Genomic DNA, 25,119 nt, shown 5'->3' on the forward strand with positions numbered 1-25,119 from the left:
TTTATTTCCTAAATTCCCAAAGTTTGGCTAGATACTTTAGTCCCTGAAAGCCCACGTATTTTACCCCGTCAAGAGAATTTAATTGTTTTAAAGTGTTAAAGATAAAACGCGGCGTCCAAATGGACCGGCTATAAAGACTCCTGACCGCCCTTAGTAATTTTTCTTCATTGATCCCCGTTTTAATAATCGGTTCGCGCATATCATACCGCTCCCAGTCTTTGGTTTTAAGTAAGTTATTCTCATCGCAATATTTAAAAAGCGGCGTCCCGGGATACGGAATCACCACGGTTGCCTGCAGGGAATCTGCCAAACCCTGTTGAAAGAAATCATGAGCTAAAGAAATCGTTTTCATAACCTCTTTTTCTTTCTCCCAAGGATAACCAACCATCACCGTTAAATGGGGCATCAGTCCGGCCTCTTTAGCCCATTGAAGAACCTGGCTAATTTGTCCAACTTTTAAGTTTTTATTGATCTTATCAAGAGTCGCCTGTGAAGCCGATTCTAAACCGTAAAGGATAAATCGGAAACCGGCTTTTCCCATTAATTGGTAGTCTTTCTTGCTAAGTCCAGCGTTAAATCTCATATTGCAGTTTATTCTTATTTTTTTAGCATAACCGCGTTTAATCATTCCTTCGCAGAATTCTTTAAGCCATAAACCTACTGGAAAAGTCCCGCTATCGTCCATAATTTCCCTGATTTTATATTTATTGATCAAAAATCCTATCTCGTCAAGAGCTTTTTCTACTTTAACTACCCGCCAATAGGCTCCCGGATAAAGAGTTGTCCACGAACAAAAGGTACACCTGCCCCACCAACAATCTCTGCCAAACATTGTATAGGCCCCCGGAGCTCGATAGAAATTGGAGTTTTTATAAGCGTAAAGTTCCCATTTCGTCAGTTTTCTGTCAATTGTCGGCAAACTATTAAGATCATGATTTAACTGAAACTTTCCCGTATTTTTTATTTCAGATTTCATGTCCAAAGTTTCATTTCTATACCAGATCCCCGGCTCTAATTTTTCTCCTTTTATTAAATGATTAACCAAATTCAGAAGTAAAAAATCATAATCGCCACCGGTCAAAATATAATCTACTTTAGAATTTTCCATCGATTCCTCTGGCAAAGCCGTCACGTGATCCCCAACTAAGATATATCTGGTTTTATTTCTTTTGTCTTTTAAATTATCGATAATCTTCCAATAACGTTTGACAACGGGCGTTTTTGTTTCAAAAAAAACTAAATCTGGTTTTATTTTCTGTAATTCTTTTTCCCATTTTTTATAGCTCCATTTCTCGGCAATCCCGTCTAACCAGTAAATTTCGTGTCCCGCCTTTTTAAGAAGCGTCGCGGCCGAAGCCGGAACGACCGGATAAATACTGTAAGTCGTCAAAAGACTGGGAAACCACTGAAATTGCCGGTTTTGAGAAAGAAGGGGCACTCCTTTTTCTGATTCAAGCGGCGGATAGGCAATAGCAATCTTCATCTTGTTTCTAGGACTCATATAATAACAATTTTATAAAAAATTTGGTATGATAACATAGCGATTAATTCGTTTCACTCATTATATCATAATATCATACCCTATGGCTCTCACTCATTCTCAAAAAAAATATCTCAAGAAAAATCTCAAAAGATTTTCGTTGACTAAAATTGCCGCTGATTTAAATATCTCTCAAAAAGAGATCAGTGATTATTTAAAAAATTCTTTGCCAGAAAATAAGTACCAAAGAATTCTTCACAATAATGAAACGGTTGTCAATAAAAAAATTTCTTGGAAATCTCTTATTTTTTTATTATTTTTAGTTTTGGCTGTCTATTTTAATAGTTTATCCGGCGATTTTCTCTCCGACGATATTGCCGCTATCAGCCATAATCTCACTATCGGTCATTTTTCTCATTTCCTTTTTCCTTATCTGCCCTTCTTTTCTCCGCCCAACTTCTTTGAGTCAATCATTTATCTTCTTTTCGGTCCGACGCCAATTTTTTATCATTTACTCAATGTTTCTTTCCATCTCGGAGCGGTTTTAATCATTTTTATCCTTAGCGATCTTTTGTTTGCTTTTCCAGCCAGTCTTTTTATCGCCAGTCTTTTCGCTGTCCATCCGCTTTTAACGGAATCTGTTACCTGGATTTCCGGAATTCCATATACTCTTTCTTCTTTGTTTCTGCTTTGGTCGCTTCTTAACTATATTGCAGCTAAAAACAGAGTTGTTTATTTTTTCTCTTTTCTTGCTTTCTTTTTAGGATTAGCTTCGAACGAAAAAACGGTTGTTTTTCCTTTTGTTTTATTTTTGTATGAATTTTCTTTTGGAAATTTTAAGAAGCACTGGCCAAAATTGCTTCCTTATTTTGCCTTGTCCTTTTTTTGGGCTTTCTTGTATCTTGGCAGTATCGGACAAAGAGCCTCTATCTTACAGACATCCTTTTACCAAGAACCCGGGATAAATAATCCTTTCCTACAAATTCCTGTCGCCCTCAGCTCTTACTTAAAACTGCTCTTTTTCCCTATAAATTTAAGTTTTTATCACACGGAGCTTAGTTTCTCCCGAAATCAATATTTTTTAATGTTGGGAGTTTTGTTTTTCTTCTTGATAGTTCTTTTTTATGCGTTTTTTAAAAACCGCCGCATATTTTTTGGGCTTTCTTTTTTTCTAATTCTTCTCTCGCCAACCTTAACTCCCCTGAAAATAACCTGGGTGGTTGCAGAAAGATATGTCTATTTGCCTTCATTAGGAATAATTATCCTTATTGGTCTGGCGATCAAAAAAATCGGGGAAATTTTAAAAAGTCAAAACGTTTCTTATTTTCTTTTCTTTCTTCTCCTTGTTCTTTTGTCTTTCCGAACAATCATCCGCAATTTTGATTTTCAAAATCAAGACAATCTTTGGCTGGCAACCGCCAAGACTTCCCCCTCGAGTCCGCAAAATCATAATAACTTAGGCGATCTCTATAGCCGCCGGGGAGAGCTAAACGAAGCCTTATTCCATTTCAAAAAAGCCATTGAACTCCAACCTAATTATGGCGATGCTTATCACAACCTTGCCAACACTCTTAATCAAATGGGGAAAACAGAAGAGGCCATTGCTAATTATCAAAAGGCTTTAACTTTAAATCCCGGTCTTTGGCAGTCATACCAAAACCTGGCCGCAATTTATTTTAATCACGGAAATTTCCAAGAAGCCGCTGTAAACCTGGAAAAAGCCATTAAAATTAATTCTCAAGATTTTAATTTATACACCAATTTAGGGTTCACCTACCTTAAACTTGGCAATAAAGAAAAAGCGGTCAAAAATTTTCAACAGGCTTTAATTCTTAATCCTCAAGACCAAAAAGCACAAGTGGGTCTGGAAGAGTCTTTAAAATAATTATCTTCGGAGCTTTCTGGAGAAAAAACCCTTGATAAACAAAAGACCATAGGTAAAATGGGTCACAAAAATTGAAAGGCCAACCAAAATCCCCAGTTTCAAATTTTTTTCCAAAAGGGAAATCTTAAAAGAAGTTATCAAAAGAAGCAAGAAATAAAAGGACAAGGTCAGCAAATAAAAAGGCCAAAGCGGTCTTAGGATAAAAGAAACAGGTATCCCCCCAATAAGTCCCAAAGCAAAAAGGGTCGGCAGAAGATAACCCAAGCGGAAAGAGGTTTTAGGCAATGTTTTGGCAAAGTATCCTCGATGGACGGCATAGCGGCTGATTTGTTCAAGATGTGCTCTAAAAACCGCGCGCCGATGATGATAAACTAAAATACGAGGGTCATAAATGATTTTTTTGTTTAATTTATAAACCAAATCATAACATAATTTTGTGTCCTCCCCCGGCCAGAAATGGGAATCAAAACCGCCGATTTTCACAAAATCTTCTTTGCGAACTAAGAAATTAACCGTCGGATAGTCATTAACTTCACGCCTTTTACTTACAAGACAACGATATGTCCCTGCTCCACCACTGCCTAACCAACTAGACCAGACATATCCCGAAGCTTTTTGGAATAAATTATCAGAAGGAGGAGTTACAGTCGGACCGCAAAGCCCCGCTATTCCTTTATTATTTTTGAATAACTCCAGGGCATTTTTTAGCCAGTTTTGGTCCGGATAAGAATCATCGTCTAAAAAGGCCAAAATCTCACCCTTGGCTCTTTTCGCTCCCAAATCTCGTTTATCGGCCGGTCCGCTTTTTTTTGCGTCTACTAAAATCGTCGTTTTGGGAAATTTTTCCAAAGACTCTTTATCGACGACAATCAGTAATTCAAAATCTTTTTCTGTTTGAGATAAAATTGCCGGAATTGTCTCTTGACGAAGAAAGTCATTAATTTCTTTAACCGGAATAATAATTGAGGCTTTCATTTTGAGTAAAGCGAAAAAAGTAGCCCTGCCCTAGGCGGGGCGTCTTTTTCTAGCCAATATTGACCCGATAATCTAAATCTTTATCATAGCGCCATTTGCGCTTATTGGAATTATCGTAATAATGAAGAATTTTAAGCCGATAAAAAACCGCCGCCGTATCCCAAAGAGTACTAAAAATTGCCCTTAAAATTGACTGGGAAACAATACTTCCTTCCAGATTCCAGACAAGACGAATGGGCGCCTCAAAAATTCTTTTATAACCCAATCTGTGAGCTACCGCTAAAATCTCAATGTCAAAAGCGTACGTTTTGACGATAAGACGCGGCAAGACATTTTCCAAAACTTCCCTCTTGAAGAATTTTATACCTGCTTGAGTATCACGGACATTTAATCCGAAAAGAATTCTCACCATCATTTGATAAACCCGACTGATAATCTTTCTTTGCCAAGGATAATCTATTTGAGAAGCAGGGTGACGTTTCGAACCAACAATGATGTCTGCGTTGTACCATTCAAAATGTTCCAAAAGCATGGAGAGACCATTAGGATCTAAATCCATGCCTGCGTCAATAAAAGCTACGATGTCTCCTTTGGTTCTGGCCATACCGAATCTGACAGCGTAACCTTTTCCATGATTAGTCTCGTAGCCAACAACCTTGATTTTTTTATCTTCGATTTTTTTAGCCCGGCTAAAGGTTTTATCGTCTTTCCCATCGACAACCACAATAATTTCATAATCATATCTGATTTTTTTAAGAACAGCGTTTATTTTTTTAACGTCTTTAACAATGATTTTTTCTTGGTGATAAGTAGGAATTACGACAGATAAGAAGCGGTGATTAATGTTTTTCATTTCGAAGGTAATATAACAGAAGCGTAAATAATAGTAAAGTCGCTTGATGCTTATGTTCTTTTTGACCACGCGTAATACAACGAGAGAAAGGAAAAGAGCAGAGTTGAAGTTAAAATAAAAATTGAAAGTATTTGCAAGAGTGATTGATGAAAAATAATAATTAAAACAATCTGTAAAATTGCCGCCGTCACGGCCAGTATGGTTGGAAAAATAATTTTTAGGGCTAAAAAGATATTGAGGATAACGACGTTAAGAGTGTATAAAGAAATTCCCACAGCAAAATAAATTACATACGGCTCCATGGAAAGATAGCTTTTACCGAAAAGCATAAGGATCATTAATTTCGGGAAAAAACCAAAGATAATAAACGATCCTCCGATAATGAGACCGATTAATAAGATGCCGAAAAGGGCAACTTCTTTAACATTTTTATTCGCCGCCTGAGCTTCAGAGATGGTGGGGAAAATGACACTGACAACCGGAAGGGCGGCAAAATAAATTATTTTTCCCAGAGTAGAAAGGGCAGCATATAAACCCGCCTCAAGCGGAGGAAGAAAATGGCGTACTAAAATAACATCCGAGGTAATTAACGAAGTGATACTTAAATTGCTGAAAAAAACCGGAAAGAGAAAAGAAAAGATTTCTTTTTTTTCCGGAATGGGTTCTTTTTTTTCTCCGCCAATCAAATCCTTGACTAGGAAAAAAACAAGACCAATAGAAAATAAAGACAGAAGAAAGAAAGGAAAAACCGCTCCGGCTAAACCCCAACCGATATAAAGAAGAAAAATCGTTGCTAATAAGCGAAAAATTCCTTCGGCAATCCCGGTAACTGTTAGGGCGCCAAAACGACCAAGCCCCTGGAGAAAACTTTTTCCCAAGATCGCAAAAACTCCCAAGATAAAAGATAAGGCAACCCAAATAAATAAGAAAGGCGAGGGCAAGTGTAAAAAATTGACGACAATTGGGGTAGCCAAGATCATTATTAAAATAACTAGGGGTAATATAAAAAATAATTTTTTATTTATTTTCCAAAAAAAAGATTCTATGGTTGTTACCCTATTTTGACCCTTAAACGAAGAAACATATTTAGTAATAACTAAGGAAATCGTACTTAAAGGAACGCCCAGTTGATAAATAAGAGAAATTAAACTGTCTAAAATTCCATAATCACTCGGTCCTAAACTGCGGGCGATAACCAAGTGGTATAAATAATTAGTCAGGCTCCCGATAAAACCACCAATGACCATGATAAAACTTCCCGAAATAACCTTGTTTTCTTTAATTAAGGAAAAAACTTTTCTGATCATAATTTATCAGCTTTTAGGAGACGAAATAACCACGAAAAAAAAACATTGTTATCAATATTAGCAACAAAAGACTTAAAGATAAAGAGATTATTTTTACTTTTCCTTCTAACCGACCCAAGATAATCATCAGGGGAAAATTAATCAAAAGGTAGCGCGGTAGAGAAGAAAGGGTCCCCGACAGTGTCGGTGTAAGAAGAACTAACCAGCCGAATAAAAGATAAGATAGGGAAATTTGCTTATAATATCTTAACAATAAATAAACCGCTAGGATAAAAACCACAAATTCAAAAACGGCAATTAAATAATCATAAGATAATTGCGCTGTCGTAAAAATCTTAAGATATCGATATAAGACTTGCGGCAATAAAATAATCTTTTCGCCGCTTCGACCCGCGCCAAACGCCGGTTGGACATGGAAAAACATTAAGGGGTCAGCGTAAGTTCGCCAAAGATAAAACATATAGAAAAGAAGTCCCATGGGGCTTATTAAAATTGCCAGGAATTTAAGAATTGGCTTCTTTTTTTCTTTCCACCATTCATAGAAAAAAACCGGCAGCAAGAATATTCCCACCAATCTGGTAGCACTGGCTAACCCTGCCAGAATCCCCGCCAAGAGCCATTTTTTCTTTGCCAGGTTGTAGATACTGCCTATCGTCAAAAAGAAAAATAAACTTTCCGTATAAACGCCGGCAAAGAAAAAAGAGGTCGGAAAAACCAAAAGAGAAATGATTACCCATTTGGTCACTTTTAAAGAAAACTCTTGCCCTAACAGTTTGTAGAGAATAATAAGACTCCCTAAAAAGGAAAAATGAGAAATAAGAAGAGCGCTTAAAAGATAATTACTCCCCAAAAGATTACCAAAAAATCTTATTAATAAAGGGTAGAGAGGGAAAAAGGCCTGCTCGAATTGAAAATAACCGTTTTGAGCAATGGAAAGATAGTGTTGACCATCCATATTCGCCCACCCCCAAAGTAAGGGATTTTGAAGATAATTTTCCGTTCCCCCCCCTAGAAAACCAAAACGGACAGGAATGACTAACAGACTTAAAGAGGTTATAACAATTAAAAATATTCTCCAGATGAGAAAACTGACGATAACGAATTTCATCGTTTATTTTTTAGCTTAATATCTTTATAGATAAAGGTAAGTAAAATCATCAACCCAATCAGGCTTACCAAATTTGACGTTTTTCTGATTAAAGTTTCGGTAAATTTTGCTTCAAGAGTGAGTTTGTCTTTGGGAATCGGTATCTCCATTACCCCCTCCGAAGACATAACCCTGGTTTGTTCTTTCTGATTGAGCCAAACCTGCCAGCCGGGGTAGTAAGCGATATTGAGCTTAATTAAGCTCTTTTGATTTGCCTCTCCTTCCAAGAAAAGATAATTTGAGGAAGAAATTTCTTTTTCAAGATTGATTTCTTTTTTAGAAAATTCAACCCTTTCTCTTTTGACTTTTACATACTCATGATTAAGAGTCTTGGCTCTGTATTCATCGAATTGATTGGTTGTCTGGAGGTTGTTAATATAAACTTCATCATGATTGTAGACATACTGATTAACGCGCAAATGGTTTTTATTGGTATAGAAAGCCAGAGAGATAAAAAAAATTACCACCAGCCAGACACGCTCTTTTAAGTGCTTGGCCACCAGGGCCGCGCCCAAACTGCCGCTAAAAACAGCCAAACTTAAAAATCTCCAGGGAAAATCAAAGTAACTGTATTTCGTAATTTGTTCCCAGGCCGGTTTGGAAACTGAAATCATCATGATTATGGAAAAAACAAAACAACCGACAGCAAAAAAACCCAACCAGTCGATTTTTTTCTGACGGAACCAGGTTATTAAGCTTAGAATCGCCAAAAGAATCATGGCCAGCCATTGAGCAATGCCTACCTGAAACGACATCTCGTCATTGACCGTTCCCGGAAAGTCAAAACCATAACCCCATTTTGAATAGATTAATTGCTTTAAGGTGACGAAGTGATCCAAAAAATGAGACTGTAATATTTGTGTGGCAACCGTAAACTGTTTTTCAAAAATAGCGGGGATCAGATAATACGAAGAAAGGATTATCCCTAAAAACGACCCGGCAATTATTCCCCCAATAAAGAGTTTGTTATTTTTGGCCTCTTTCCCTTGAAGTAAAACCCAAAAGAAGAGAGGCAAAGCAAAAATAATAAGAACCATTAAGTGAGAGAGAATTACTCCGGCTAGTCCCAAACTTACTAAAATTATTCCCTTCGTTGTTTCTCGTTTTTCCCTGACTTTCCATATCCCCCAAAACACTAAGGGTATAAATATAAAAGCTGTTGCTTCTCCCAACGAAGCTCTGACAAAAATATTGGAAAACCGGTAAGGCGCCCAAAGATAAAGGACCGAACCTAATAATCCCGGAAAAAGCCCCAGCATTTCTTTGAGCCATAAATACATGAAAATTCCAGATAATAAATAACCAATAATAAAAACTCCTTTTATGGCGTCGGTCAGTGACAATCCTACTTTCAGAAGAGGAATCCCGATAAACCATGGGGATTGATAAGAAAAAATGAAGAGCGGATAACCATAACCATTATCAGCCGTCCCGGCCCAACGAGGAGGAACCTGGCCGTCCTTTAAGGCCTGATTAAAATGATAAAGCCTGATAACCTGATGCTCGCCATCATGACTGGTATAAAAACCACTGTGAAATAAAGCTTTCACCCCGAAAAAACCAATTAAAATAACTAAAAGAAGAAAAACGTTTTTTTTTAAAATATTCATCATCAGGTTCGTGATAAAAATTTACTGACTGAAAATTTTATCTTTGCTAAAACCCCATTTATTAAGAGTGAAGCGCAAAAGAACGAAAAGTGTTTGCAGTAAAAACTTTGTCCCTTTGATAAATCTGATTGAGGAGCTTTCAGAAAAATAGCGGACAGGAACGGGAATTTCTCCGACTTTAAACCCCAGGGCAATCGCCGAAGCCATCATTTCCTGGTCAAAAACAAAATCATTGGAAAAACGCTGGTACGGCACTGTTTCTAGAACTTTTCTACTGTAAGCTCTAAAACCGCTGAAATGCTCGGAGAAATTGACGCCAAGAATAATGTTTTCGATAACGCAAAAAAACCTGTTAAGAAAATATTTGGTTAACGGCATGCCTCCCCGGAGAGTTTCTTCCCGCGTGCGAATACGAGACCCGAACATTAAGTCGTATTCACCTTGTAAAATTGGTTCAATAAGAGCTTTGGTTTTAGTTCCATCATACTGATAGTCGGGGTGAAGCATAACGATAACATCGGGATTTTTCTTTAAAGCCTCTCGATAACAGGTTTTCTGATTTCCCCCGTAACCTAGATTTTGCGAATGGACAAAAACTTTAAGCCCTAATTTTTGAGCAATAGCTACGGTTCTATCCACGCTTTTATCGTCAACAACGATAACCTCGCTGATTATCTCTTTCGGTAAATCCCGGTATGTCTTTTCTATGGTCTTTTCGGCATTAAACGCCGGCATGACAATAATGACTTTAGATTTTCTCATAGATTTTTTTATAAATTCGCATCGTTTCTTTTGTTGTTTTTTCCCAACTGAATTTGCTTGCCTGGATTAACCCCTTTTCCACCAAAAGATTTCTTTCTTTAGTATCTTTTACCACTTTTTCTATTGCTTTGGCAAGATTTTCTCTGTCATAGGGATCAACCAAAATGGCCGCCTCACCGCAAATCTCCGGTAGGCTGGATGTTTTGGAGGCAACTACCGGTGTCCCACAGGCCATGGCTTCCAAAACCGGTAAACCAAAACCTTCGTAAATTGAAGGCATGACAAAAACAGTCGCCAAATTATACAAAACCACTAAATCTTCTGTTGGCACAAAACCTAATCTTAAAATCCGAGTGTTGTTTTTGGCCAAGGTTTGGACTTTAACTAAATCCTGATTCCAGACGTTATCTTTATCATAATTATCCGCCGTCAGGGCCTTACCCACCAAAACCAACGGAAAGTCTAGCGTCTTAACCGCCTCGAGCAATCGCGGTAAGTTTTTGTTCCAGGTTACGTCACCCACATAAAGGACAAATTCTTTTGGTAATTTGTATTTTTCTCTAATCCTGTCTAGTAAAAGGGTGTCTTTAATTTGTCTAAATTCAGCCGCCGGAGCAAGATAAACCACATGAACCTTTTCTTTGGGAAAACCAGTCAAACGAACGATGTCTTGTTTTGAGTTTTCCGAATCGGTAATAATCGCTTCGGCTTTCTTTAATAAACATTTCTGAACTCCCCATTTTAATCTGCCTCTTATCCCCGAAGGAAAATACTGGGGAAAAACCAAGGGAGTCAGATCATGAACCGTGACGACGGTTTTTTTTCCTTTAAAAATCGGTAGGCTTAAAAAAAATGGCTCAAAATAAGGATAATGAATTAAATCAACGTCTTGAGGTAATTTTTCTTTGCGAGTAAAAAAAAGATATTGATTTTGCGGAAAGTATGTTTCTAATGACTTTTTCAGGTTTTCTATATAAAAACCAGTCCCTCTGACCCTATGCCATAAAACTCTTTCTTCTTTGAGAGGCGTAATATCAATGGCAATTTTCATTTTTTAAAAAAATAAATTTTAAGATATTTTAGATAGCCGACTGGAAATCTCAGAGCCGAAAAGAAGGAAAAAACAAAACCCTGCCAAGAATCCACAAATCCCTTATGACGAAGATAGGTTAACAAAAACCACCAGGTTGGTTTGATAAAAAGAAATTTAAGGCTCTCGTAAAATTTAGAAACCGCATCTTTTTGTGCAGATTCTTGTTTCAATTCACTGGCCATCAGATCTGTATAGCGATCCCAGCGTCTTAAATATCGACGAAAACTTGTATCGGCCATATGAATCAGGGGATTTTTGAGATAACCTACTTCGCCCTCCACCACGGCTTGCTCATGGACACTTTGACAAGGCAGTTTCCCTTTCCCCTTTCGGAAAAGCCGTAAAGTATAATCCGGATACTGACCACCTTTGGTTAAGAATCTTCCCAAAAACCAATTCTTACGAGGAATCCAATAGCCGTTGGCAGATAATGGATTATTGATCGCTGATCGTATTTCTTCCTTAAGCTCCGGTGTCACCCGCTCGTCAGCATCTAACTGTAAAATCCAATCACCCAAAGCCAAATCAATAGCTTTTTGTTTATTAAGATGAAAGATCGGCGGGTTATCGGCAACAATAACTTTTGCGCCGTATTTCTTGGCAATTTCCACGGTTCTATCCGAGGATCTTCCGTCGACAATAACAATCTCGTCAGCGATATCTTTTATAAGATTAAGGCATGATCCAAGATTTTTTTCCTCATTGTATGTTGCTAACACTACTGACAGTTTCATCTTTCTCCTTTTTACATGCCGGCAATTTTTATGGCTTCGGTGCCGTCAAGATAATAAATGGTTTTAAAGGCTTTTTCTGATAGTTCTCTTTGGGTTCCAACTAAAAGCGTTCTCGGAGGGAATTTCTCATTATCGGCAATCGGTCTAAATTCAAACTTGGCAAATTTATTTCTATGGTCGGCAAAACCTCCGGTAGCGGTTCCACCCTCCCTAAGATATTTTTGAGGATCATATTTAAGGTAAAAAAGGAAAAACATATTGGGTTGTTCAAGTTTCGTGGAAACGATAATCTTGTCGTAATGATCATAAACTTTTTTAACTTCCTCAACGGCCTCTTGATAGCCGTACTGCCAGTATTGAGAGGTTTCAATTGGTAAATGAACGTAGTATTGATGAAAATAATAAAAAATATTAAAAGGAATAAAAAATAAAAACGGCACAATCAATAATTTCTTAAGTAAACCAAGAGAGGGGAATTTTTTTAAAGCTGCCAATAAACCATAGGCAATCATTATTTGGAAAGTCGGTAAAAAAGTTAAGGTCCTTACGGCATGAGGCAATTCTGTCGTCGGGGAAGCAGCGACGGGCGCCATCAAAAACCACCAAAAGATGATTTTCCTCGCCTCCTTTTCCTTAAAAGCTATTTGATAAATCCCTACAAAAAGAAACGGCAGTTCCCATAAATATAAAATTCCTAATCCCGGCGCGTGGTGCCGAGGAATATCACCGTCTAAAAACAACCATTTCAAATCAAAATGTCGTAAGTATCCGTCGATCACAACCAAAGCGTAAGTTAATCTTCGATTATGGATTAAATTGACAAAAGGAAACCCGTTTTTCTGATCATCTTCAATTTTAATGATATCTCTTCTTAAAACCCCTGTTTGGTCAGCCAAAGCGCTTACCCCCTTAAGCCTTAATCTTCCCTCGGGAGAAAGAAGGGTTAATCCCAAGGGAATCGTTATAATCAGTAAGAGCAATCCAAAAGTCATAGCCCATTTTTTGTTTTTGAAAAGATTAATTCTGAAGAAAAAAACCAAACCCATGATCAAAAGTGGCGTAAAAACCCGGGCACTATGATAAGTATAGGGTGCTAAAGCAAAAGAAATGGCTGAAAGCACCCATAATTTTGGCCGAGTTAATCCTTCCAGAAAAAGCCAAACACCGGCAACATTAAAAAACAAAGCGGCATTGGTTTCAAAAGCGACACGCGAAAACTGTAGGTGCCATGGCGAAATGGCTAAAAGCAGGGCGCTTAAAAAAGCCAGGTTTTTATTTTTAAACAATCTCCTGACTAAAAGATAGGTGATAATAACTGTCAATGTCCCTAAAACAACCGAAGGAAATCTGACGGCAAAAGTATTCAAACCAAAAACCGCAACCGAAGGAATAGTTAAATAAATATAAACAGGCGGCTTATAATCGTCAAAAGACCTAAAAACAATAGGCAGGAATTTTCCGTATTCGTCTTTACCGGTCTTTAAAATTGAATAGGCATTGTAACCTAAGGCCGCTTCGTCCCAATCGGGACTTGGAGGAATGACCCCCAATTTATAGACTCTTAGGCTAAAAGCCAAAATTAGTAAAAAAACGATCAGCAGTAATTCTTTAATTTTCATAAACTCTTAAAATAATTTTCCCGTCTGGCAAAAAAATGTCTTTTAAGGGTTTTTTATCTTGAGGCAGATCTTGTGACGAGACGACAGAAAGAGTTTTTTTGTCTCTATCGGTTTGAAGAAGATCCAACCCTCCGAAAACGTATTTGTCAAAACTTTTAACGTTAACAAAGCCGAAAGCATTACGTTCGACAACGGCTGTTTGCCGAAACTTAAGCGGTGAATATTTTTTATAAAAAAGAAAATAAATGTAAGGTCGGCCCAAATTATCCGTAAAGGTAATCCGCTCGTAATTTTCATACTGGCTATTTAGATAACCAATCGCTTCTTTATAACCATACTGCCACTCGCTGGCAAACTCCTTCGGGTAATGAACATAATAATGATGGAGATACCAAAAGAAGTTTAAAACCAAAACTATTCCCAGAATGACCGCTCCCCCTTTCTTTAGAGTCTTGTTTTTACACCACAGGAAAAGTTCCAGCCAACCTATGGCGAGAATAATTTGCCAGGTAGGCAGGGTCTGCAAAATTCGCAAGGCATGAGGTGTCTCCCGAGCCGTCGCGGCCGGAATAAGACCGACCAGCAACCAAAGAAAAATTAATTTCGCCTGTTTTGGATATTTTTTAAGCAAAAAGAACAAACCGGCGATAAAGAAAGGCAAATCGATTAAATAAAGATGACCAACGTCTTGAATAGAAAACTTAGGATTTATATCTCCATGAAGAAATAAAAAGTTTAGATTAAGGTTATCGGTATAATGTCTTAAAAACTCTGTCGTAAACATCCATCTTCGATTGTGGAGAATTCGCGACCACCAACTGTCTTGATCTATGGCTATCCTGGAATTGCTTAACTCTATCGGCTTAAGGTCAGAAAAAATATTCACTTCTCTGAACCTAAGATTAGCCTGAGGAGAAATAAGATGGGGAACAATAGGTAAAAGTAACAGTAAAAAGAAAATGGCAAAGAAGAGACTCTGCTTCCAAAGTTTTTTTCCTTCTTTAAAGAAGAGGAGAACTAGTCCAGCCAAAAAAATAGGCACGAAGGCCCGGGTGCTGTTAAAAGTATAAAAAGTAGCGGCAAAAGGCAACGCCGATAAAAATAAGCTTATTTTCCCCCCGTTTAAACCACGAAGAAAAAGATAGACACCTAAAACGACCAAAAAAAGGCCTAAATTGGCTTCAAAAGCAACTCTGGACATCTGCAGATGCCAGGGAGAAATGGCCATAAAGAAAGAAGTCAGTAAAGCCAGGATCTTTTTATTTTTATTTTTGAAAAACATTTCCTCAACCAAATAATATGACAAAAGTACCGTTAATGTTCCGAAGAAAGCGGAGGGAAATCTGGTAGAGAATTCGTTTAAGCCCCAAATTTTAACCGGGATGACGGCCATATAGGTATAAAGAACAGGCTTAAAGTCACCAAAAGACTCCAAATAATCCAAAGGAAGAAATCGCCCAAATTCGTCTTTACCGGTCGTTCCCAAGCTATAAGCGTTATAACCTTGGGCAACTTCATCCCAAGACAACGCCGGCGGAATTTCCCCAAGTTTGAAAAATCTTAGGATTCCCGCTAAGATAAGTATCAGTAAGAGTAAAATCCGGGGTGAGGTAATTATTTTTTTCATATGGAAAATTTCATTAGCTTTATTCCCTCAAGCTGCCAAACCTCAAGTTCCTGCAACTTGTCTTTTCTAATAAAAAGAGGGGTATCATTATTTTCTCTTTTCACCCGTATATAATCATACTGCCATTTTTTAAACAAATCCATATTTTGTTCGTCATATAAAAATTCGGGGGGAGATTTTTCCCAATACTCATAAAGTTCTTTTTTATATTTCGGGTTAATAAAAAGATAAACATATAAAAACCTGCTTGCGTGCGGAAGACCAGATTGCCAGTAAATCAGCTGCTCGGCCGGTAGAACCATCAATTTGTCACCTGGCTTTGATAAAATCTTAATTGTTTGACCAAAATCATAAAGTCTGGAAAAATTAACATACCAATCTGTTTCCCGATTAGTTTTTCGATAATAGTCGTTAATTAAAAAAGAACCAAAGCGCCAAAAGCCCACGACACAAATTAAAACCAAGACATAAGAGACAAGGTTTTTCCGCATCATTTTTTTACCGACATTGTCATTTGGCAAAGAGAATAGTTGCCATATCGTCAGCCATAAAAAAAGTCCCAGCCATGGAAGCCCATGAAAACCGCCATAGAAGGTTGCCTCGGGATCAGTAATCCTTAAATTCGCTAGTCCCAGAAAAACAAAACCGGCAAAAAGAGTCTTGCGGAGTTCCTTTTTGGTTACGAATAAAAGAAAGAAGGAAAAGAGATAGACGATTGATAGTCCTTTTTGAAAAACTAACCAGTCAGACATTCCCCTTAGCCTCATTATTTCTGCTGGCCTTAAGACTGAATTCAGAATCATTTTCCCTGGACCGCCGACACTGTTGCCTGTCAAGTATATAGATGAAATCGCATTTTTAGTGTTTACCAAATATTCCCGGTAATCAACAAAAAAACCGATCGTGACGAAAAAGATGAGTCCCAAGAAAACCGTAAAAAAGAAAAAATAGCGTTTTTTCTTCGTGATCATGAGTGTCGTCGTTAAGGCCGCCACAACTAAAGGAATAAGCGTAAATTGCAGGAAAATTATTAAAATTGAGCTTAGCGAAATCAAAGACAAATCCAGATGACTGCATAGGGTTTTCTTTTTTATAATTTTAATAAGTAACCCGATTAAAAGAACGAGGGGAAATAAAATTAACGATTCGGACAGAAATAAATTTCCTAATAAAAATTGTTTAACAATTTCGACAGACAGACTAAAAATTAAACCCACGCTTCCAAAGGCTAAAATTAAAATAACGCTCCAAATAAAAGAATAAAAATAAACGAATTCCCGATGGCGTTTTATAAGAAGATAAAGACTATTGGGACGTTGGATTTTTTGCTCCGCCATGCTTATTACCGCCGGAAGGGGCTGCTTATGGGAAAAAATATCGCTGTATAATTTTTCGCCTTTAGTCATGTAGTAACCGGCAACGATATTTTCGTCTTCGTCAACAAAATGAAAATTAAAAATATGAGACTGAAAAGCACGCCAGCTTATGATTGTAAACAAGAAAAAAATAGTTAAGAAAAATACTTTTTTAATCATCGAGAAACAATTCTTTGTCTTTTTTAACAAATAATTTTACTGTTTTTAATCGGTGAACAAGAATCGTCGGCAATTTTCCTATCGCCATCATAAAACCTAACCAAAAAGGCAAATCCAAAGAGATAATTCTTCTTATGAGGTGATACGACAACCAAAGAAAATGGCTTCTTAGCAAATCATAATCTGTAATATTTTTCCAAATAAAGATGAACTGATTACGGTAGGATATGGTTTTTATATAAAATTGGCTGAATTTTTGTTTGATAATTCCCTCTTCATGTCGGTGGATTACCTGGCTTAAAGGCTCGAAAATAATTTTATAACCAGACTTTCGAGCCCGGTAGGAAAGATCAATATCTTCCCAATAAAAGGGGTTATATAAAGAATCAAGTCCGCCGAGTTTTTCCCATAAGTCTTTTCTAAAAGCGCCGCTGCCGCAGGATACCCAAAAGGTCTCTGTTTTATTTACTTCCCCTCTTTTATGAATAAGAAACCCATGGTGCCATTTGGCTAGTCCCCGGCCTCTTTGAATTTCTTTCTCTCCCTCAATACTTATGTCCAAACAGCCAACGGCAAAAACTTGTAAGTCAGTGAAGTGTTGAACCAGCGGCCTAAGGAAGTCGGCTTTAGGCGTAACGTCGGTATTTAGCAAAACCACAATCTCGCCGATTGCTTCTTTAACTCCTCTATTAATCGTTGAAGAAAAACCAAGGTTCTTTTTATTTTCTATAATTTTGACTTTTGAACTGTAATTTTGCTTTTGAATAAACTCCCGGAGGATTGAGCTTTGAAACTGTTCCGAACCATCATCAACAACGATGACTTCGGAAGCTCCCGTTTCTAAAATTAAAGGCAAGTTTTTAACTAAATCGTCAGTTCGGTTGTAATTAGGAATGATAATGGAAACTTTCATAAGAAACTCATGCTAAATTCGATCTCGTGCTTCCCTCGGGGAACGAAAACTCCGCGGAAAGCGTAATTAGTACGATAAATTTTCGTTTCCAAACTATCGATGGTGGCTTTCCAGGCCGGATAATACGGATCCATTAAAACCAAAAAACCGTCTTCTGTATTTTGTGTTTTGATAATTATCTTATTTTCAGAGTATTCCTTTATTTCTGCTTGACAATTATTGCAATTCGACTTTAAATCCGAATCGTTAGTTTCGATTCTCTCCAGGGAAACTATTTTTTTCCGATTAAAATCCTGGGTAAAGATTGACTCAATGGCCTCCTGTTTATTACCAGCCACCTTAATACCATCGGCAAAAAACGTTCTCGGCAAAACATCGGCATTTTCATAAACTCTTGTTTGGCCTTCTTGAAAGACTAATTTAAGTTTTGGTGATTTTTCCTCCTTAAGGCTCAAAATATATTTTACATTAAGTAAATCGGTTAGCTTCGAGTCGTAATCCTGGGGGGTTAATATCCGATTAAAGGACAAAGGTTTAATATCGGCCCTCCCTCGATACCAGGCGCTGGTAAACTCTCCGTAATCACGAAGATATAAAGGATCGTAACCAGCCACGTCTTCTAGTTTGTAAAAGGTCGCAAAATTTGGGGGGAAAATTCTTCTGTCGGTAGTCATAAAGCGAAAAGGTTTAGGTTGATTTTTTAAAAATTTAATTGTTTCCGTTTGGGGAAAAAGCCATTCTTTATCGGTAAAAGGCGTAAATTTCCAGCCAAACCGGAAAAGATCTAAAATCGTCAAGATTAAAATCCCCCCATAAAAGAAATTCCGAACGGGAAAAGAATTGTTTAGTTTCTCTAGACGATATTTTAGTCCGTGATAGACACCAACAAGACAAAGAAAAATTAAGAAAGTCAATGATGGGAAAATTAAATTTCGTTTCGCAATTAATAAATTTTCCAAACTCAGTGCTTTAAACCAGGTGGGGCCGGTTAAAACAAAAAGCCATAAGCTAAAAAGAAGAAGGCCCAAAAAAACAAGAACCGCTCCGGCTTTTTTCCTGTGCTTTAAATTTTTTATCAAAAAATCTAACCCTAAACCGGCCAAAACAGACAAGGAGAAGTCAGTCATAAATAAAAGTCTCGTCGGCTGGCTGGTTGACATTAACGGCAGGCGCCACTGATACGGCAATTTAGCCAAAAAAGTCGGCAGGGCAAAAATTAAGGAAAGAAATGTTATTCCGCCAAAAAATAACGTTTTTTTATCACGACGCCAAAGAATGGCCAAAAGAGCAAAAAACAGAGGAACAACGCCGATATAACTCACAAACTCTCCATAATTCCACTCTCCCCAGTAATTTAGGGTCGCCGGATTACCGAAAAAATCCGGAACCAGAAGCTGGATGAGATTTTGCCAGGGAATAAACCACCCCGGTTGCTGCCAATCAATCTGATCAAGATTGCGGGCGCTTTGACTTATAAATTGTAAAGTAGGAAACCATTGAATAACCGTTATTAAAGAAAAAAACAAAAAACAAAAAGAAAAAAGCAAGAACATTTTTTTTGATCTTCCGTTTTGCCACCATCTAAAGATTAGGTAAAGTAATGAAAAAATGATAACGTAAAAAAAGACCTGTAAATGACCGGCAAAAAACGAAGAAATCAGGCTTAAAAATAAAAGACCGCTCCAAATCACAAGATTTTTGTTTCTTGACTGAAAAATTTTATCTATCGAAAGTAAAATTAGAGGTAACCACAATCCCGTGTGAATAATTGTATTCCATTCCAACCAGGCAATTGAAAATCCGGAGAAAGAAAAGACAATAGCCCCTAAAAAACTTGCCCACTTATCTATTTTTAAATTTCGTAAATATTGATATAAAAAAAGGCCGGCTAAAAAAGGCTGAAGCATGACCATTATTGCCCAACCAAGATTAAAAGGAAAAATTAAGAAGAGAATATTCAGAGGATAAAAGACGGCGCTTTGAAAATTAGCCAAAAGTGGCATTCCGGAAAAATTATACGGATTCCACAATGGAAGATGATTATTTTTCAATTGATCAAAAGACAAGGATCGCCAAACATATTGCTGACGAACAGGGTCGGTTACTAAAAAATTCTTAAAGGGAATACCGCTGGGATAATCCTTAAGATAATAATCTCGCCAAGGATGATACAGACCAACAATCGTATCGGCCGGAAGGGGTAATTTATTCTCAAAGATAACCGGCTTAAAAAAGAAAAGAGAAAGAATAAGAAAAAAAACAATCGGGAAAATTTTAACTAAAAATAATTTCATCCATTCTCCTTAAAAAAACTTCCCTGGAAAAATCCTCGGCCCTTTTTATTCCCTCTTTTGCCATTTTTATTCTTAAATCCTCATCTTGAGCAACAGCCAATGTCTGATCAATTAATTCTTTTTCGTTTTGCCATAAAAAGCCGCTCACCCTGTCATTGACTATTTCTTTCTGTCCGCCGGCATCATAAACCAAGGGCACACAACCGGAAGCCATCGCTTCTACCGTCGAAATCCCAAAATGTTCCATCCCGGCCGGATTGTTTTTTTCATCTTCGTTAAAACCGGCCGCATGCCAATAAATTTTAGCTTGAGAATAGTGTTTTTTAAGATTAGCAAACGGCTCATTGGGAAAAAGTTTAACAGGGAAACCCTTGGCTAATTGTTTAATTTCGTTAAAATAGGCCATGTCTTGCTCAAGCAATCCCCCGATTAAATATAATTCCCAACCTCCAAGAATCTGGTGAAGTTTTTTGAAAAAAATAATCATTTCTTTTTGTTTTTTACCGGCGTCTTTACTGAACCTGCCTACCGAGACAATTAAGTTTTCCTTCTCTTGCGGTTTGAATTGCCCGACATCGACGGGCGGATAAACAACTGAAGAGTTAACACGGTATTCCTGGTCAATATAATTTTTGGTAAAGAAAGAGTTACAGATAATTTTTTGATAGCGACTTAACTTAACTCTGTCCGTTAGACTTTGCGTCTTGATCTTTGTGAAAGGACGTTGGAAATGAAGAATGTTTTTTTTGGCTAGGGTCGTAGGAAGACTACCGTCACTTAGAATAAAAATGAGGTCATATTGAGAAGTCATTCTTAATTTTTGCCATAAATTTAATCTTTTGGAAAAAACATTACGATAAAATTCAGCTTTATCTAAATTTATCGCCAGTCTTTCTTTAATTCTTTCCTTAATTTCTTCTTCGTCCCAAAAAATCCTAACCAGATGATTTTCGCTTAAGTGTTCGGCCAGGGTTAAAACATAACGTTCTCCCCCGCCCAAACTGTCTAAATAAGGATCAAAAATTCCGATCTTCATTTTGCCTTTCCCAAAGACGAACGTAGGTAATAAAAATACTGAATGACTGATAAAGGCTTTCAATAAGACCGACGGTCCCGAGTTTCCATCCTCCTTGTCCCAGGTAATATTTAAGGAATTCTGTTAACATCATCCGGGGAAATCTCCACCAGGTCATTTTGGGATGACCAGCTTTAAACCGTAAGTCTGCTTCTACTTTCGACCACTCGATGGTTTTTTTAAGCATTGAGGAAAGATCACGATGGGTATAATGATTTAAATAACCCTTTAATTCCCCAATTTTACCGCTGATTATCGGACTTTCGTGGAGTTCTCCATACCAACCTTTCAGTTGATCTTTTTTAAAAAATCGTTCAAGTTCTTCGATCTTTGGCCATTCGTGATCACCCAAATAAAAGTTTTTTCTCTTAACCCTGTAGGCCACAAAATTATTATTGGTGTTTTCCGTTTGATCTTTTATGCTTGACGCTAATTCCGGTGTCACCCTTTCGTCTGCATCCAGATATAAAACCCAACGACAAGAAGCTTTAATCATGGCAAAATTACGCTGACCGGCGAAATCTTTAAAAGGATTAAGAAAAACTTGGGCGCCTGTTTTTTTGGCAATTTCTCCGGTTTTATCCGAAGACTCCGCATCCACAACGATTATTTCGCCCGCCAACTGACGGGTAGATTCAATGCAGGCAAAAATATTTTTCTCTTCGTTTTTTGTCAGTATCAGAATAGAAATTCTATTCATAAAAATTTAAGAATTAAAGCCGAATTATTTTCGAAAACGACATTATAAGGAATATAAATATTTTCCCTAAAACCCTCTTCTTCTTTCTTTAAATATAACGTATTTAGATGATATTTGGAAATAAACTCCTTCTGAAAAATTAGCCCGTCTTTCTTTTTTTCCGGATTAAAAAACTCTGAAAGCTCTTTTTCCCTCTGAACATTATTTTTTAAGGTGTTTTCTGCCATCAGTTTATGAGAATAATAGGTATTTCTTTCGGAAACTACGGAAACATACATCGAGAAAAGATTCTCTCCGGTTGGCGGTAAAAGGATAATATCGTCAGGTTTGGTTATTTTTTTAAGAGTTAAAAGACTTTCGGTCGTACTTTTATCCAAGACAAAATAAGTTCTGCTCGCTGCGGTCCTTACGGTCGTTGGAAGGGAAAGTAAAATAATAAAAAGACTCCCAATAACGGTTAAATACTTATCCCTTGAAAAAAAGTGTTTGAGGACAAAAACCGTGAGAATATTGCCGATTATTAAACTGTAATAAAAAAATTGAATCGTATTGCCGACACTGCCTTTTTGAATAAAAAAAAGCGGTAGTATCATCCCCGTTATAAAAGCCGTTAATAAAAAGAGGGAGAATTTCGAAAAGGGAAGTTTTTTTAAAAGATACAAAGGCATGATAAAAAAACCGACGACTCTTATCCCTAAGTTTCCGGCAATAAAAAGAAAAAGTTCGGCAATTCTTAATCTGACAACGGCAAAGAGATTATGGGTTGCCCAATAATATTGTTCTTTGAGAGCCCATTCCGGAACATTCAATCTGTCTTTATTTTCTACCATCGTGTGTAAAAACCAAAACGGTGCATACGTAAGAAATGACGAAGAATCCTTTCCGGACACGGGTAAAAAAACCAAGAGGCCACAAAGCAAGGTAAAAAAATAAACGATTAGAAAATCATGTCTTTTTTTGAAGATGTTAACCATCGCCACTGCCCCTAAACCAATCAAGAGTATTATCCCCGCATAAACTTTAAAAGAAATTAAGAAACCGGCAAGAATTACAAGCGGAATTTCCATTCTTTCTTTTTCGATTAAATATTTATAAAGGCAAAAAATAATAAGGTAGAAAAGACTAAGAGAAAGGATTACCGACGGATTGAGAATACTGCCAAATGTTTGGCTGCTCCAGAAAGTTGATTCACCCCAAAGAAAATTCATCCCCAGCCAAAAGGGCAAAAGATAAGAAAAACTGCCGGCCACATAAGTTAAAATAACCAAAATATCGGCAAAAAAATAGCTTTTAAATAATTTACGGCCCAAAACAAAAGCCGATAATCCCAAAAACAACGAAAAGAAAAACAAAAAATAATTATAATAAAGATTGATTATCGGTATTTGGGTAAAACGATAGATTGTCCCGATAAATAAATGAGTAAAATAATGGTAATTAGTCACAACTTCAGGGGCGAATCCGGGGTGTGTCGGTGGGACATTTTTAGACAATTCGCGACTTAAGCTGATAATCCACATGGAGTCACCAGAATCTTTCATTTTTATTGTCCCGCTGTTTTCGTCATAGCCACAGCCCGGGAAAGAAGAAGATTGGAAAAGGCTAAGAATCATTATCAGCAGTAAGGAAACTATTATGGGCAGTGATTTTAAGTTCTTGAGCAGATATTTTTTCTTAAACAACTCGATAAGAAAAACAATGAAGGCAACCGCAATCATAAAATCTGCTAAAAATTTGATTTTAAAAAGACCGGAAAAAAAATATAAAGCTGAAGAAACCGTTATTCCCATTCCCAAACTTAGGACTAATCTTTCTAATTTCGTCAGATTGATTTTTAAAAAAGAGAGAACAACAAAACCCGGTGAAACGGCAAAGATAATAATTGAAAGGAAGAATAAGACGAATCGCCAAATAGTACTAAATAGTTCCATAAGATTTACCCTTCCCAAGTCTGCCTAAAAAGAAATCAGAGACGGCCCAACGTTCAACGTCGCTCTTGAAATAAAGTCTTATCGATTCTCTAAGAAGAGCTAATTTTGTTCTCAAGGAAGCATGGCGCATCCCGAAAATTAAACGATTTCTGGTCAAATAATAGGTATGCAAGGGTGATCCTGGCTGCCCGCTTGATTGGGCATTTTTATGCCAAACGATTCCCTGGGGTTTATAAAGTATTTTAAAACCCGCTTTCCGGGCTCGAAGACATAAATCGACGTCTTCTAAATACATAAAATATTTTTCGTCAAGAAATCCAATTTCTCCAAAAACCTCCTTTTTAACCAACATGGCGCAGCCGGTCGTAAAAGCTGTTTCCTCAACTTTATCATATTGTCCAATATCAACCTCATCGACCCCCCGATGAGAAGCATAAACATTACGCCAATCAATCAAACCCCCGGCATACCAAATAATCCTGCCAAGTTCAGTCTCTTTATAGCGATGTCGATGGTATTCATAGCCCTTGGCAAAATAAATTTTGGGACCAACGATACCAACGTTTTTATTCTGTTCCATCGCTTTCAATAATTCCGTCATGAGATTTTTATCAACTTGAGTATCATTATTAATAAGCATCACGTAGTCCGCTTCGTTTTCTAGGGCGTGTTTTATCCCGATATTGTTCCCCCCCGCAAACCCCAGATTTTCCTGATTCTCTACCAACTTTATCGCTGATTTTTCCGAATCAATAAATTTTTTAATTCTATCAACCGAATCATCGGTCGAACCGTTATCAACCACAATAACTTTAAGGTTAAATGTTCCCTGTTCCATGTTTTGTATCGATTCCAAACATTCAAGCGTATCTTCTTTTCCATTCCAATTAAGAATAATAACGGCAATTTTTTTCATTTTGGCAAAAACTAAACTTTTGTCTTATTCGTAAATAATTCTAATCCGGGCATTATCAAGAAAAACTTCGTAGCCTAAACTGGAATAAAGCTGAACTCGGTAAAGTCTATTTCCTAAAGCAAAAGAAATCTTTTCTGACCTTACCATATTTCCGGCTTGACCCTCTACCCAAACCTCGCTGTTCCAAACAGGATGATCGTCGTTAACGTTATAAAGTCTGGCGTAAGCTCTCCCGTTAGCGGTCGGAATACGCAAAGCTGCCTCAAAGTTTGCTTCTTTGATCTTGGTATATTTAGAAGTGTCAATATATGTTTCTATTCCGCCGATGTTTACCCAAGAAGTGTTTTTTGTCGAACCGCTGCCTAGGGGAATAAAAATTTCTTTTGTGGCCACAGCCTTATTTTGAGCTTCTTTTTCCGCCGTTGGCAATTTAATTGAGGCCGTGGCCGTTTCAATCGCTTGCAAACAAGCCGGTGAACAATTCATTATTTCTTCGTTTATTATGGCTGAGGGGGTCGGGGTAACCGGGGACTCCGTCACCGTTTCTGTTTTTTCTTCTGGCTCTTTGGTTAAAAACAACTTTATGTCAAGAATAATAAGATTAAAGGCCAGTAAAAAAAGAAGAAGGAATATCCCCATGGTTATAATTTTAGTTTTATTCAT

At 37.3% G+C, this 25,119-nt stretch carries 20 protein-coding genes; 1 reads left to right on the plus strand and 19 read right to left on the minus strand.

Annotated features, from left to right (window positions below):
- Position 1 precedes the first annotated feature (1 nt).
- A complete protein-coding gene (locus tag M1575_00325) occupies positions 2 to 1,501 on the minus strand; it encodes a B12-binding domain-containing radical SAM protein (protein ID MCL5095171.1) in 1,500 nt (499 codons plus the stop codon).
- 82 nt (positions 1,502 to 1,583) lie between these two features.
- On the opposite strand from M1575_00325, the gene M1575_00330 reads away from it, so the two are divergent.
- On the plus strand, positions 1,584 to 3,365 hold the full coding sequence (locus M1575_00330; GenBank protein ID MCL5095172.1) for a tetratricopeptide repeat protein: 1,782 nt from the start codon (positions 1,584 to 1,586) through the stop codon (positions 3,363 to 3,365).
- Here M1575_00330 and M1575_00335 read toward each other — a convergent pair whose 3' ends face one another.
- Genes M1575_00335 through M1575_00420 form a run of 18 tightly spaced genes read right to left on the minus strand, consistent with a single transcriptional unit; the run spans position 3,366 to position 25,119 of the window.
- Positions 3,366 to 4,340, minus strand: coding sequence for a glycosyltransferase (locus M1575_00335; GenBank protein MCL5095173.1), 975 nt, complete (start codon positions 4,338 to 4,340; stop codon positions 3,366 to 3,368).
- A 49-nt stretch (positions 4,341 to 4,389) separates the two neighbouring features.
- A complete protein-coding gene (locus M1575_00340; GenBank protein MCL5095174.1) occupies positions 4,390 to 5,193 on the minus strand; it encodes a glycosyltransferase in 804 nt (267 codons plus the stop codon).
- Positions 5,194 to 5,243: 50 nt separating this feature from the next.
- Complete coding sequence (locus M1575_00345) at positions 5,244 to 6,500, minus strand: oligosaccharide flippase family protein (protein MCL5095175.1); 1,257 nt, start codon at positions 6,498 to 6,500, stop codon at positions 5,244 to 5,246.
- Positions 6,501 to 6,513: 13 nt separating this feature from the next.
- Positions 6,514 to 7,608 (minus strand): hypothetical protein, encoded by a 1,095-nt coding sequence (locus M1575_00350; protein ID MCL5095176.1) that lies wholly within the window; start codon positions 7,606 to 7,608, stop codon positions 6,514 to 6,516.
- A complete protein-coding gene (locus M1575_00355) occupies positions 7,605 to 9,257 on the minus strand; it encodes a YfhO family protein (GenBank protein MCL5095177.1) in 1,653 nt (550 codons plus the stop codon). The genes M1575_00350 and M1575_00355 overlap by 4 nt, the downstream gene beginning before the upstream one ends.
- A 21-nt stretch (positions 9,258 to 9,278) precedes the next feature.
- Positions 9,279 to 10,019, minus strand: a complete 741-nt coding sequence (locus tag M1575_00360; GenBank protein MCL5095178.1) for a glycosyltransferase family 2 protein — start codon at positions 10,017 to 10,019, stop codon at positions 9,279 to 9,281.
- A complete protein-coding gene (locus tag M1575_00365) occupies positions 10,006 to 11,070 on the minus strand; it encodes a glycosyltransferase family 4 protein (GenBank protein MCL5095179.1) in 1,065 nt (354 codons plus the stop codon). The genes M1575_00360 and M1575_00365 overlap by 14 nt, the downstream gene beginning before the upstream one ends.
- Positions 11,067 to 11,846, minus strand: coding sequence for a glycosyltransferase family 2 protein (locus M1575_00370; GenBank protein MCL5095180.1), 780 nt, complete (start codon positions 11,844 to 11,846; stop codon positions 11,067 to 11,069). The genes M1575_00365 and M1575_00370 overlap by 4 nt, the downstream gene beginning before the upstream one ends.
- An 11-nt stretch (positions 11,847 to 11,857) precedes the next feature.
- Positions 11,858 to 13,465: a glycosyltransferase family 39 protein gene (locus M1575_00375; protein ID MCL5095181.1), complete on the minus strand. Its 1,608-nt coding sequence runs from the start codon at positions 13,463 to 13,465 to the stop codon at positions 11,858 to 11,860.
- On the minus strand, positions 13,455 to 15,092 hold the full coding sequence (locus tag M1575_00380) for a glycosyltransferase family 39 protein (GenBank protein MCL5095182.1): 1,638 nt from the start codon (positions 15,090 to 15,092) through the stop codon (positions 13,455 to 13,457). The genes M1575_00375 and M1575_00380 overlap by 11 nt, the downstream gene beginning before the upstream one ends.
- Positions 15,089 to 16,627 (minus strand): hypothetical protein, encoded by a 1,539-nt coding sequence (locus M1575_00385; GenBank protein ID MCL5095183.1) that lies wholly within the window; start codon positions 16,625 to 16,627, stop codon positions 15,089 to 15,091. The genes M1575_00380 and M1575_00385 overlap by 4 nt, the downstream gene beginning before the upstream one ends.
- Entirely contained in the window at positions 16,620 to 17,540 is a 921-nt protein-coding gene (locus M1575_00390) for a glycosyltransferase family 2 protein (protein MCL5095184.1), read from the minus strand. Before M1575_00390 ends, M1575_00385 begins: the two co-directional genes overlap by 8 nt.
- The gene (locus M1575_00395; GenBank protein MCL5095185.1) at positions 17,537 to 19,834 is read right to left on the minus strand and encodes a YfhO family protein; all 2,298 of its coding nucleotides are present in this window, start codon (positions 19,832 to 19,834) and stop codon (positions 17,537 to 17,539) included. The genes M1575_00390 and M1575_00395 overlap by 4 nt, the downstream gene beginning before the upstream one ends.
- Positions 19,815 to 20,870, minus strand: a complete 1,056-nt coding sequence (locus tag M1575_00400) for a glycosyltransferase family 4 protein (GenBank protein ID MCL5095186.1) — start codon at positions 20,868 to 20,870, stop codon at positions 19,815 to 19,817. The genes M1575_00395 and M1575_00400 overlap by 20 nt, the downstream gene beginning before the upstream one ends.
- Positions 20,851 to 21,609, minus strand: coding sequence for a glycosyltransferase family 2 protein (locus M1575_00405; protein MCL5095187.1), 759 nt, complete (start codon positions 21,607 to 21,609; stop codon positions 20,851 to 20,853). Before M1575_00405 ends, M1575_00400 begins: the two co-directional genes overlap by 20 nt.
- Positions 21,606 to 23,540, minus strand: coding sequence for a hypothetical protein (locus M1575_00410; protein MCL5095188.1), 1,935 nt, complete (start codon positions 23,538 to 23,540; stop codon positions 21,606 to 21,608). Before M1575_00410 ends, M1575_00405 begins: the two co-directional genes overlap by 4 nt.
- Complete coding sequence (locus M1575_00415; protein ID MCL5095189.1) at positions 23,527 to 24,456, minus strand: glycosyltransferase family 2 protein; 930 nt, start codon at positions 24,454 to 24,456, stop codon at positions 23,527 to 23,529. Before M1575_00415 ends, M1575_00410 begins: the two co-directional genes overlap by 14 nt.
- Positions 24,457 to 24,480: 24 nt before the next feature.
- Positions 24,481 to 25,119, minus strand: coding sequence for a hypothetical protein (locus tag M1575_00420; GenBank protein MCL5095190.1), 639 nt, complete (start codon positions 25,117 to 25,119; stop codon positions 24,481 to 24,483).

Source organism: Patescibacteria group bacterium, from assembly GCA_023473585.1.
Lineage (GTDB): Bacteria > Patescibacteriota > Microgenomatia > JAMCYU01 > JAMCYU01 > JAMCYU01.

Coding starts and splice junctions, on each gene's coding strand:
- M1575_00325 (MCL5095171.1), bottom strand. CDS start 1,501: ATGAGTCCTAGAAACAAGATGAAGATTGCTATTGCCTATCCGCCGCTT.
- M1575_00330 (MCL5095172.1), top strand. CDS start 1,584: ATGGCTCTCACTCATTCTCAAAAAAAATATCTCAAGAAAAATCTCAAA.
- M1575_00335 (MCL5095173.1), bottom strand. CDS start 4,340: ATGAAAGCCTCAATTATTATTCCGGTTAAAGAAATTAATGACTTTCTT.
- M1575_00340 (MCL5095174.1), bottom strand. CDS start 5,193: ATGAAAAACATTAATCACCGCTTCTTATCTGTCGTAATTCCTACTTAT.
- M1575_00345 (MCL5095175.1), bottom strand. CDS start 6,500: ATGATCAGAAAAGTTTTTTCCTTAATTAAAGAAAACAAGGTTATTTCG.
- M1575_00350 (MCL5095176.1), bottom strand. CDS start 7,608: ATGAAATTCGTTATCGTCAGTTTTCTCATCTGGAGAATATTTTTAATT.
- M1575_00355 (MCL5095177.1), bottom strand. CDS start 9,257: ATGAATATTTTAAAAAAAAACGTTTTTCTTCTTTTAGTTATTTTAATT.
- M1575_00360 (MCL5095178.1), bottom strand. CDS start 10,019: ATGAGAAAATCTAAAGTCATTATTGTCATGCCGGCGTTTAATGCCGAA.
- M1575_00365 (MCL5095179.1), bottom strand. CDS start 11,070: ATGAAAATTGCCATTGATATTACGCCTCTCAAAGAAGAAAGAGTTTTA.
- M1575_00370 (MCL5095180.1), bottom strand. CDS start 11,846: ATGAAACTGTCAGTAGTGTTAGCAACATACAATGAGGAAAAAAATCTT.
- M1575_00375 (MCL5095181.1), bottom strand. CDS start 13,465: ATGAAAATTAAAGAATTACTGCTGATCGTTTTTTTACTAATTTTGGCT.
- M1575_00380 (MCL5095182.1), bottom strand. CDS start 15,092: ATGAAAAAAATAATTACCTCACCCCGGATTTTACTCTTACTGATACTT.
- M1575_00385 (MCL5095183.1), bottom strand. CDS start 16,627: ATGATTAAAAAAGTATTTTTCTTAACTATTTTTTTCTTGTTTACAATC.
- M1575_00390 (MCL5095184.1), bottom strand. CDS start 17,540: ATGAAAGTTTCCATTATCATTCCTAATTACAACCGAACTGACGATTTA.
- M1575_00395 (MCL5095185.1), bottom strand. CDS start 19,834: ATGAAATTATTTTTAGTTAAAATTTTCCCGATTGTTTTTTTTCTTATT.
- M1575_00400 (MCL5095186.1), bottom strand. CDS start 20,870: ATGAAGATCGGAATTTTTGATCCTTATTTAGACAGTTTGGGCGGGGGA.
- M1575_00405 (MCL5095187.1), bottom strand. CDS start 21,609: ATGAATAGAATTTCTATTCTGATACTGACAAAAAACGAAGAGAAAAAT.
- M1575_00410 (MCL5095188.1), bottom strand. CDS start 23,540: ATGGAACTATTTAGTACTATTTGGCGATTCGTCTTATTCTTCCTTTCA.
- M1575_00415 (MCL5095189.1), bottom strand. CDS start 24,456: ATGAAAAAAATTGCCGTTATTATTCTTAATTGGAATGGAAAAGAAGAT.
- M1575_00420 (MCL5095190.1), bottom strand. CDS start 25,119: ATGAATAAAACTAAAATTATAACCATGGGGATATTCCTTCTTCTTTTT.